Genomic DNA, 9433 nt, shown 5'->3' on the forward strand with positions numbered 1-9433 from the left:
GGGGAAAAGCATGCGCAAGGCTTCGCGCCTGTTCGAGATCATCCAGATCCTGCGGCTTGCGAAAAAGCCGGTGACGGCTGCCGAGATCGGCGCGCAGCTCGAAGTGACCGTGCGCTCCATCTACCGGGATATCGCCGCATTGCAGGCCATGCGGGTGCCGATCGAGGGCGGTCGCGGCATCGGCTATATCCTGCGCCCCGGCTTCACGCTGCCACCGCTGATGCTGTCGATCGAAGAGACGGAGGCGATCGTGCTCGCACTGGCGCTTCTCGAACGCACCGGCGACACAGAGCTCAAGCAGGCGGCCAGACAAGTGAACCGCAAGATCGCCGCGGTCGTGCCGCCGCCGCTTGCCGATATCTTCTCCGCCAATGCGCTGCATGCCTGGGGCACGCCGGCGCCGGCACCGGAAGCAGTCGACCTTGCCATGGTCCGCCGGGCGATCCGTGACGAGCAGAAGCTGGCGCTCGACTATCGCGATGAATATGCCCGCGCCACGGAAAGGCTGATCCGGCCGGTCGCGCTCATCTATTACTCGCAGACCACCAATATCGTCGCCTGGTGTGAACTCAGGCAGGCGATCCGCAATTTCCGCACCGACCGGGTGGAGCATTGCGAGCCGATCGAGGAATTTTTCAGCGGCGAAGGCGACAAGCTGCGCCAGATCTGGGTGCAGGGCTGGACGGTGAGTGCCGAAGCGGCTGGTTAAAGCGGCAGTGTCCGGCTTTCCTCGCGACCGTGGCCGATGATCGCGATGCGATCGGGAAAAATCTCGACGACGGCAAAGGTGTTTTCCTTCTCCGTGTCGACCATGCCCTTGAAATTCACGTACCAGGTGTTGCCGTTGCGGCCGAGATTGCCCGCATGGTTGTGGCCATTGAGATACGCGACGACATTGCCGGAGCGAGCGAAGAGATCGGTCAGACGCTCATGGCCCCAGAGATTGTGCTCGTTTTCCGGAAATAGCGGATAGTGGCCCATGACGATGACCTGTTCGCCTGCCGATCGGGCCTGCTCCAGCGTCTCCTTAAGCCAGGCGAACTGTTCTTCGCCGATGCCGCCATTCCACTCCCTGGCGTTGATTGCGCCTTGAGCCCGCAAGGTCTCCAATCGCTCCCGAGCCAACGTGCGCCGCGGGTGGCCTTCGGGCGCCGAAAACAGGCTGATCTCATTGCCCTCGATCACGATGAAACGAAAGCCGTCGCGGGAAAAATCGTGCCAGGCGGCGGGCATGCCGAGCCGCGCATGGATATCGGCCAGCCGGTCCGGCGCAACGGCGAAATCGTGGTTGCCCGGCATGAGGAAACTCTCGTGGCGCAGCTCATCATAAGCCGAAAGGACCGGGTCGTAGCTTTCCCAGTTGCGGTCGATGAGATCGCCGAGCGTCACCACGAAGGAGAGGTCTTCGCCGTTCAAGACGCCGATCGCCTCCCTCAGCTTGTCGAGGCTGTTGGCGTAGTAACGGTCCATCTCCAGCCACGGCGGCAGGTCGGCATATTGCGGATCGGCAATCACGCCGAAACGGAGAAGCGGTGTTTCGTGAGGCATGGAGAGGGGGGTATTTTACGGTTGTGACAGGCGTGTGACGGACCGGGATGTCGGTCGCAGATGGCCATCGTTCAAGCAATCACCGTTCCCTGATGGAACAGTATTTTCCAACCCCCCGACGTGTTTCTCCAAAGCGTCGTACGCCAGGTGCGACGGTCCGGCTCCTCCAATATGTAGGACAGTTGGTATAGTCCGTCCGCAAGGCGGCTGATCGCAAAATCACGGCAGGGCCAATCGTGAGGCTCCGGATCGCGGTATCGCTTGATGAGATTGTCGATTACGAACGCCCGCGTATAGACCCGGCCGCTCGCTCCAATCTCCCAGAACGCCTCGTCCGTCATGGCTTCCAGCGCTTCTCGGCTGGTGCCGAATTCGCGCCTGTGAAAAATCGGCTCCCGGGGGACAAGTTGCGCCAGCACGGCCGCGATAGAAGGTTCAACCATTTTGTCCCTCGCTTTCACATTCGCTAGAGGAACACATATTACGTTGATGCCTGCACGACAGGAAATCAACGTCACGGGATCATGGCCTCAAAACAAAAACACCCGACACCTTGCAGTGCCGGGTGCTGTGAAGATCAGCGATGGCCGCCGTTTACTTCGTCGCGGCTTCGTAGCGTTCGAGCACGTAATCCCAGTTGATCAGGCTGTCGACGAAGGCTTCGAGATATTTCGGACGGGCATTGCGGTAGTCGATGTAGTAGGAATGCTCCCAGACATCGACGCCGAGGATCGGGTCGGCGCCGTGCACGAGCGGGTTTTCACCGTTCGGGGTCTTGGAGATGACGAGCTTGCCGTCTTTCACCGAAACCCAGGCCCAGCCGGAACCGAACTGGGTCGTGCCGGCGGCGATCAAATCCGCCTTGAAATTGTCGTAGCCGCCGAGATCGCTGTCGATCGCAGCCTGCAGCTTGCCCGGCAGCGAGGTGCCGCCGCCGCCCTTCTTCATCCACTTCCAGAAATGGATGTGGTTGTAGTGCTGGGCGGCATTGTTGAAGAGGGTCTGATGGGTGCCGAAGGACTTCTTCACGACTTCCTCGACCGACAGGTCGCCGAGGCCCGCTTCGGCGGCGAGCTTGTTGCCCGTGTCGACATAGGCCTTGTGGTGCTTGTCGTGATGGAATTCCAGCGTTTCCTTCGACATGTAGGGCGAAAGTGCTTCGTAATCATAGGGGAGTTCAGGAAGTTCGAAGGCCATTGTCTTACTCCTTTTCAGCAAACACCTTGAACAAGGGTCGAGGCGGAACATAGGAGCGGAGCGGCCAAGAGGCAACGGTGATCTTGCCAAAAATCAAGCCCGCAGGGACAAGACCTTACCGAATTTTCGGCATACAAGAAACGGGCCGATTCATCCCTATGGAGCCTTTTTCATGAAGACCCGATCCGCCCTCGCCGCCATCCTGATCTCGGTCGGCGCTCCTGCCGTCCATGCCTCGTCCGACGACGCCTGGTCCGAATTCCGGACGGAGGTGGACAAGGCCTGCGTTTCGGCGGCAAAGGGTCTCATCGAGAAGGGCGAGGCGCTGGTCGACCCTTTCGGCAGCGAGAGTTACGGGCTTGCCGTCGTTTCCGGCAAGGCGGTCGGCGCGAAGGTGACGATCAGCGCTATCTGCGTCTTCGACAAGAAGACGAAAAAGGCCGAGATCGGCGGCGAGATCTCAGGCGACAGACTGATGGTGAAGACAGGAAAATAGAAGCCCGAACGCCTGAGGCGACTTCCGTTCCGGAACTTTTGGAAGAATGGGGAATTACAATCGGGCTGGAGGCAAGCCAGTTCGAGGAGCCGATGTTCGATTTCCTGCCATCCGACTTCCTCGTCTTCGTCGTCATCGGTTTCCTGGCCCAGATCATTGACGGAGCGCTCGGCATGGCCTTCGGCGTGCTGACGACGACCAGTCTATTGACGATCGGCGTCGCCCCTTCGATGGCCAGCGCCATGACGCATGTCGCCGAATGCTTCACGACCGCGGCCTCGGGACTTTCGCATCTCTACCACCGCAATGTCGACTGGCGGCTCGTCCTCAGGCTGGCGCCCGCCGGCATGATCGGCGGAGCAATCGGCGCCTATGTGCTCGCCAATATCGACGGCAAGGCGATCGAACCCTTCGTCTCGGTCTATCTGATCGCCATCGGTTTCTTCATCCTCTACAAGGCCTTCCGCCCGCGATTCCCGCGCGACGTGCACGACTGGATCGTGCCCTATATCGGCGGCGCAGGCGGGCTCCTGGACGCCATGGGTGGCGGCGGCTGGGGACCGATCGTGACGAGCAGCCTGCTCGGCCGCGGCCACGATCCGAAAAAGGTGATCGGCTCCACCAACCTCACCGAATTCGCCGTCACCACGGCGATTTCGGCGACCTTCATCCTGGCGCTCGGCTGGAGCGAGCTTGCGCCGGCCCTGGGTTTGGTCGCCGGCGGCATCCTGGCTGCCCCGATCGGCGCGATGGTCGTCCGCAGATTACCCGTCAGGCCCTTGATGATCGCCGTCTCGATGATCATCATCGGCACCGCCGCGGTGCGGTTTGTTTGAGGGAGGAGGATCGCGGCGACATTGCCCCGTCTTGAACGAATACCGCCGGTCTGATCCGATAAAGCCGTAAATGGCGGACGTCCTATGGATGTGCTAGGCTTGTCGGCACACAGGAGCCCATTGATGCGCCCGAACCGATCCATCACCGTCTCACTGCCGGAAGACATGGCCGAGCTTGTCGAGAAAAAAGTATCTTCCGGCGAATTCGCCAATGAGAGCGAGGTCGTCGCCGAGGGCCTGCGCTATCTTGCCGATCACGATGCAGAAATCGAGCAGTGGCTGCGTGACGAGGTCGTGCCGACGCTGAGGGCGCATGACGCCGACCCAAGCCGCGCCCGCACGGTGGAAGAGACAAGAAAGGAGCTTGAGGAATACATCCGTACCCGGGATCGAAGATCGATCGGCGCATGACTTATACCGTCATCTTCTCCTTTGAAGCGCGAATGGATCTCGCCGATCTGTTCGACTATCTTGCGGAAAAGGCGGGGGAAGACTTTGCTCAGGCCTATATCCGCAAAATCATCGACCACTGCCACCGCTTCGATATGTTCCCCAGAAGAGGAACATTGCGTGACGATATAGAGCCAGGGCTCCGCCTTGTCGGATACCGCCGGAGAGCAACCATTGCCTTCCGCGTCGAAGAGCACACGGTCACCATTGCCCGCATTCTCTACGGCGGCAAAAGCCTCGGCGGACCGGATGATGCCGAGGAAGACGACGACCTGCTTTAGAACCGCCGCCGCCCTCTCAAAACCTCACGCATCGTCGCCGGTCTTGGAGCGCGCCCAATCCATGTAGATTTCCAGCGCCTTGCGGGCGACCGGGCCTTCCTGGAGCTGGCGCTCTTCGAAACGGTTGATCGGCACGATCTTGGAATAGTTGCCGGACGTGAATATCTCGTCGGCATCCATGAAATCATCCACGGTCAGCGTCATCTCGCGCACATCGAAGCCCGACTGGCGCAACAGACCGATCACGCGCGAGCGGGTGATGCCGGCGAGGAACGTGCCATTGGCAACCGGCGTCATCACCACGCCGTCCTTGACCATGAAGATGTTCGACGAGGCGGTCTCGGCGACATTGCCATTCATGTCGCGGGCGAGCGCGTTGTCGAAGCCGCGGTTACGCGCTTCGAGGATCATGCGGCCGCTGTTCGGATAAAGGCTGCCGGTCTTGGCGCCGGTCATCGCCACTTCCGGGTTCGGGCGGCGATAGGGGGAGACGGTGAGCGAGGAAGGCTTCGCGGTGTGCATCGGCGCCTCGAACATGCAGAGCGCGAAGCGGGTGGATTCCGGATCGGCGGCCACGACGCTGAAGGGCATGCCGTGTTCGGCCCAATACATCGGCTTGATGTAGATTGCCGTCCTGCCGTCGAATTTCGCAACGCCCTCCCAGGCGAGCGTCTCGATCTCTTCCGCCTTCATCACCGGGGTCAGGCCCATGTTCTTCGCCGACCGGTTGATGCGCTGGCAATGGAGGTCGAGGTCGGGCGCGATGCCGTCAAACCAGCGGGCGCCGTCGAAGACCGTCGAGCCGAGCCACATGGCGTGCGAGGTCGGGCCGACGAGCTTCGGATTTCCCTCCAGCCATTCGCCGTCCACGAAAGTCCAGGTGGCGGTGCGGGCGGCTGTATTGACGGGCATTTCGGTCTCCTTGGATATTCCAGATTGCGGCTCTTCAAAATTGCGGTGAGTGAAGGCCCGCCGCCACGCCGAGGTCAAGCGATAATATGAAATGAGTCATCACAAAAATTGATGCTTTTATCCATGGAGGCCGGACCGGAGGAGTGGCATTTTCCATGCGCTGAAATCCAAAGGAGGGTATTCCGAATGGCGTGGTCTGCGGAGCAATATGTGAAATTCGAGGATGAGCGGACCCGCCCGGCCCGCGACCTTATCGCGCATGTGCCGCTTGCCTTGGCGACGAAAGCCTATGATCTCGGCTGCGGGCCCGGAAATTCCACCGAACTGCTGGTGGAGCACTTCGGCGCGGCGAACGTCATCGGCCTCGACAGCGACGACAACATGCTCGCTGCAGCGAGAAAGCGCCTGCCCGGCACCGAATTCACAAAAGCCGATCTCAATACCTGGACACCCGACCAGCCGGCCGACCTGCTCTATGCCAATGCCGTCTTCCAGTGGGTGCCGGACCATCTCGCGGTTCTTGCCCGCCTGATGGATCATCTGAAACCCGGCGGGACGCTGGCGGTGCAGATGCCGGACAATCTTTCCGAACCCAGCCATTTGCTGATGGAGGAAACGGGAACTGCCGGCCCCTGGGCGTCTGCTTTCGAAGGCGGCAGGGTGCGGCGTCCGCTTCTTCCCTCGCCCGCCGCCTATTTCGACGCGCTGATGCCGAAATCCGCCCGCGTGGACGTCTGGCACACGGTCTACTACCACCCGCTCGCCAATGCGCCGGCGATCGTCGAATGGGTCAAGGCCACGGGATTGAGGCCGTATCTCGACGCGGCGGGACCGGAAAATGCCGAAGCCTTCATTGCCGATTATACGGACCGCATCGCCAAGGCCTATCCGCCGATGGCCGACGGGCGGGTGCTCCTGCGCTTTCCGCGCTTCTTCGTCATCGCAGTGAAGGCCTGAGAACTGCTCCGGCGTCAAAAAGGGGACATGTCACATGCTGGTTATTCTGGGCGGACTGCCGGGGGTGGGGAAAACGACGCTCGCACGCGCGCTTGCACGGCGGATTGGCGCAGTGCATGTCCGGGTCGATACGATCGAGCAGAATATCCGGGCTTCCGGAGGCCCGAATTCCGAGGTTGGTCCGGCAGGTTACATGGTGGCCTACGGGATTGCCGAGGACAATCTCACCCTCGGCCAGACGGTCGTCGCGGATTCCGTCAATGGCCTGCAGATCACCCGGGATGCCTGGCTTGCAGTTGCGGAGCGATCGGGCATGCCGGCCGTCGAGATCGAGGTGACCTGCTCGGACAGGATGGAGCATCGCCGCCGCGCAGAAACCCGCGCGACTGACGTTCCGGGGCTGATCAAACCCACATGGCAGCAGATCACCGACAGGACCTACGAAGACTGGGGCGAACGTCCTCTCGTGATCGATACCGCGACAGGGAGCGCCGATGAACTGGTCACCGAGTTGGTCCTGAAGCTCGAACTCGGGCGGAAATAGCTCAGTCGCATCTTTTACGGGTTGGCCGGCGGCGGGGCGACAAGCGGATCTTGCGGTGAAGGCCCTCCAACGCGACTGTCACCCTGTGGCCAGTTGCTGTCATTCATCCAGATGATGCTCAGGACGCAGCCGATCAGGATTCCCAGTACCGCAATAAAAAGCCAACGCATCCGTTTGCATCCCTCCTCGTTTCAGGCCGCGTGAACCCGGCCGAGGAAGCCGCGAATGAACGGGGCCACCTCATTCAGGCTGGTTTCGAGCAGCCAATGGCCGCCATCGAGCAGATGCAGTTCCGCATTCGGCAGATCCCGCAGGAATGCGCGGGCGGATTGTTCGGGCATGTAACCATCCTGCGGCCCCCAGACGATCAAGGTCGGCGGCTGATGATCACGCAGATATTGCTGATAACGAGGGAACCATCCGACATTCTCACGAAGACCCGCAATGATATCGACGGCGATCTCGCGGCGACGATCGTCCATCAGCGACCAGTGCAGTTTCCAGAGATCGGGCGAAATGCGTTCGGCAAGCTCCGGCCGGACGTCGTTGAGGAATTCCTCCCTGAAGCCCTCCTCGCTGACCGCGTCGGCAATCCCGCGTCGTCCCTCCGGCGTCGGGTTGCGCCAGTATTCCTGCAGTCCGGCATATTTCGGGCCAAGCACATCCTCATAGATATCGCCGTTCTGGATGATCAGGGCGGCGATCTTTTCCGGCCGCTTGATCGCCAGCCGGAGGCCGATCTGCGAGCCGAAATCATGAAGATAGATGGCGAATCGGCCGAGGCCGAACTTATCCGTAAACCTATCGAGGAAATCGGCAAAGCCGTCGAAATCGTAGCGGAAACTTTCCGGCGTGTCGGAGTAGCCGCATCCCGGGAAATCCGGCGCCACGAGATGCCAGCGGTCGGCGAAAAGCGGCATCAGCTCACGGAATTCATAGGACGAGCAGGGGTAGCCATGCGGGAGAAGCAGGGCCGGCGCACCCTTTCTTCCCGCCTCGCGATAGAACACCTTCATGCCATCGAGGTCGAGTTGCCTGTGCTTTACCCGCACAAGGTCCAGGCCGGCATCGGTCATCGTTTCCATGATCCTGTCTCCGTCATGATCCCCTCAAACTGTCTTTCAGCCTGAGACATTCCGTGACCATTTTATGGCAAGGCGGACGACAATATCCGGCGGTGCAGCAAAACGGATTGACTTGGACAAGGCTCGCCTGCACTCTCCGGCTTCCCTATTTTTCGTCGCACTGCCCGGAAAACCGCTCAGGACCATGCTGAAAAACCACGTCATGTCGCTCACGCAGGAGCTGGTCGATCTCTGTTTCCGCGAAGAGGCCGATCCCGGCCCGCCGCCGACCTGGGAACCACTCAATGACGCGGATTACGCCTCGCTGGCGGATCAGTTTACCGAAGCGCTCGGCGACAGGCCCTTGTGGATCTTCGCCTATGGGTCACTGATCTGGAAACCCGGTTTCGAGTCGGTCGCGTGCCAGCGCGCGACCCTCCATGGCTGGCACCGTTCCTTCTCGCTGCGGATCGAGCGCGGCCGCGGCACGCCGGATCAGCCCGGCCTGATGATGATGCTATCACGCGGCGGGCGCTGCGACGGGGTGATCTATCAGGTCGCCGAGGAGGAGAAGCGCATCCAGATGGAAAAAGCGCTGCGCCGCGAGGTCAGCAACCGTGAAGGCCTCGGCTCGATGCGCTGGATGCCGGTGAAGACGCAAGGCGGCGAAACGATCCGCGCGCTGGTCTTCTGGGCCGGCGGAACAAGCCGGCGGATCATTCGCCCGCTTCTGCCGCTCCACGATGTGGCGCCGGTACTTGCGCGCGCCTGCGGACATCGCGGCTCCTGCGCCGAATATCTCTACAACACCGTCGTGCATCTCGCGGAATTCGGCATCCGCGACCGCAACCTCTGGCGGCTGCAGGAACTCGTGGCCCGGGAAATCCGGGCGCTGCATGTGCGAGAGGCGGTTGGCGCAGAGGGTTGAAGGGTTTTGCACAAGAGCCCGACGTGGTCTGCAGCCCCCCTCTGGCCTGCCGGCCATCTCCCCCACAGGTGGGGAGATCGGCTGGGCGCGCCGGTTTCCCCAAACAGCAGGCGTTGCTACGCGACACACTGACGATGATTTGGCGATGATTTGGCGGGAAGGCCGTGCCGCTTGTGATCTCCCCACCTGTGGGGGAGATGGCCGGCAGGCCAGAGGGGGG

The 9433-nt window shown here is 61.3% G+C and carries 13 protein-coding genes; 8 read left to right on the forward strand and 5 right to left on the reverse strand.

The features are described 5' to 3' along the window. Positions 1-10: 10 nt before the first annotated feature. Positions 11-709, forward strand: coding sequence for a YafY family protein (locus JL39_RS26295; RefSeq protein ID WP_037157743.1), 699 nt, complete (start codon positions 11-13; stop codon positions 707-709). Here the strand turns inward: JL39_RS26295 and JL39_RS26300 are convergent. The 3 genes from JL39_RS26300 to JL39_RS26310 form a co-directional block, all read right to left on the reverse strand. Further along, entirely contained in the window at positions 706-1548 is an 843-nt protein-coding gene (locus tag JL39_RS26300) for a metallophosphoesterase (protein ID WP_037157748.1), read from the reverse strand. The two genes, JL39_RS26295 and JL39_RS26300, sit on opposite strands and share 4 nt — an antisense overlap. 71 nt (positions 1549-1619) lie before the next feature. After that, the gene (locus tag JL39_RS26305) at positions 1620-1991 is read right to left on the reverse strand and encodes a DUF4440 domain-containing protein (RefSeq protein WP_037157751.1); all 372 of its coding nucleotides are present in this window, start codon (positions 1989-1991) and stop codon (positions 1620-1622) included. Positions 1992-2142: 151 nt separating this feature from the next. Continuing rightward, positions 2143-2745: a superoxide dismutase gene (locus JL39_RS26310; RefSeq protein ID WP_037157754.1), complete on the reverse strand. Its 603-nt coding sequence runs from the start codon at positions 2743-2745 to the stop codon at positions 2143-2145. Between the two features lie 172 nt (positions 2746-2917). Here JL39_RS26310 and JL39_RS26315 point away from each other — a divergent pair, with 172 nt between their 5' ends. From JL39_RS26315 to JL39_RS26330, 4 genes are all read left to right on the forward strand, one after another. Further along, positions 2918-3241 (forward strand): hypothetical protein, encoded by a 324-nt coding sequence (locus tag JL39_RS26315; RefSeq protein WP_037157757.1) that lies wholly within the window; start codon positions 2918-2920, stop codon positions 3239-3241. Between the two features lie 92 nt (positions 3242-3333). Further along, positions 3334-4077, forward strand: coding sequence for a sulfite exporter TauE/SafE family protein (locus JL39_RS26320; RefSeq protein WP_152601308.1), 744 nt, complete (start codon positions 3334-3336; stop codon positions 4075-4077). Positions 4078-4200: 123 nt separating this feature from the next. Beyond that, entirely contained in the window at positions 4201-4488 is a 288-nt protein-coding gene (locus JL39_RS26325) for a type II toxin-antitoxin system ParD family antitoxin (RefSeq protein ID WP_037157760.1), read from the forward strand. Next, positions 4485-4808, forward strand: a complete 324-nt coding sequence (locus tag JL39_RS26330; protein WP_037157763.1) for a type II toxin-antitoxin system RelE/ParE family toxin — start codon at positions 4485-4487, stop codon at positions 4806-4808. The genes JL39_RS26325 and JL39_RS26330 overlap by 4 nt, the downstream gene beginning before the upstream one ends. A 24-nt stretch (positions 4809-4832) precedes the next feature. Here the strand turns inward: JL39_RS26330 and JL39_RS26335 are convergent, their stop codons facing one another. Beyond that, on the reverse strand, positions 4833-5720 hold the full coding sequence (locus JL39_RS26335; protein WP_037157766.1) for a branched-chain amino acid aminotransferase: 888 nt from the start codon (positions 5718-5720) through the stop codon (positions 4833-4835). A gap of 186 nt (positions 5721-5906) precedes the next feature. On the opposite strand from JL39_RS26335, the gene tam reads away from it, so the two are divergent. Both tam and JL39_RS26345 read left to right on the forward strand, forming a co-directional pair. Further along, entirely contained in the window at positions 5907-6677 is a 771-nt protein-coding gene (gene tam / locus JL39_RS26340; protein ID WP_037157769.1) for a trans-aconitate 2-methyltransferase, read from the forward strand. Positions 6678-6711: 34 nt separating this feature from the next. Continuing rightward, on the forward strand, positions 6712-7221 hold the full coding sequence (locus JL39_RS26345; protein WP_037157772.1) for an AAA family ATPase: 510 nt from the start codon (positions 6712-6714) through the stop codon (positions 7219-7221). Positions 7222-7412: 191 nt separating this feature from the next. Here the strand turns inward: JL39_RS26345 and JL39_RS26350 are convergent, their stop codons facing one another. Then, a complete protein-coding gene (locus tag JL39_RS26350) occupies positions 7413-8297 on the reverse strand; it encodes an alpha/beta hydrolase (RefSeq protein ID WP_037159730.1) in 885 nt (294 codons plus the stop codon). A 193-nt stretch (positions 8298-8490) separates the two neighbouring features. Between JL39_RS26350 and JL39_RS26355 the strand changes: the two genes are divergently transcribed. Further along, the gene (locus JL39_RS26355) at positions 8491-9213 is read left to right on the forward strand and encodes a gamma-glutamylcyclotransferase (protein WP_081952999.1); all 723 of its coding nucleotides are present in this window, start codon (positions 8491-8493) and stop codon (positions 9211-9213) included. Positions 9214-9433 lie beyond the last annotated feature (220 nt).

The sequence above is a fragment of the Rhizobium sp. YS-1r genome, from assembly GCF_000757525.1.
GTDB classification, from domain to species: domain Bacteria; phylum Pseudomonadota; class Alphaproteobacteria; order Rhizobiales; family Rhizobiaceae; genus Neorhizobium; species Neorhizobium petrolearium.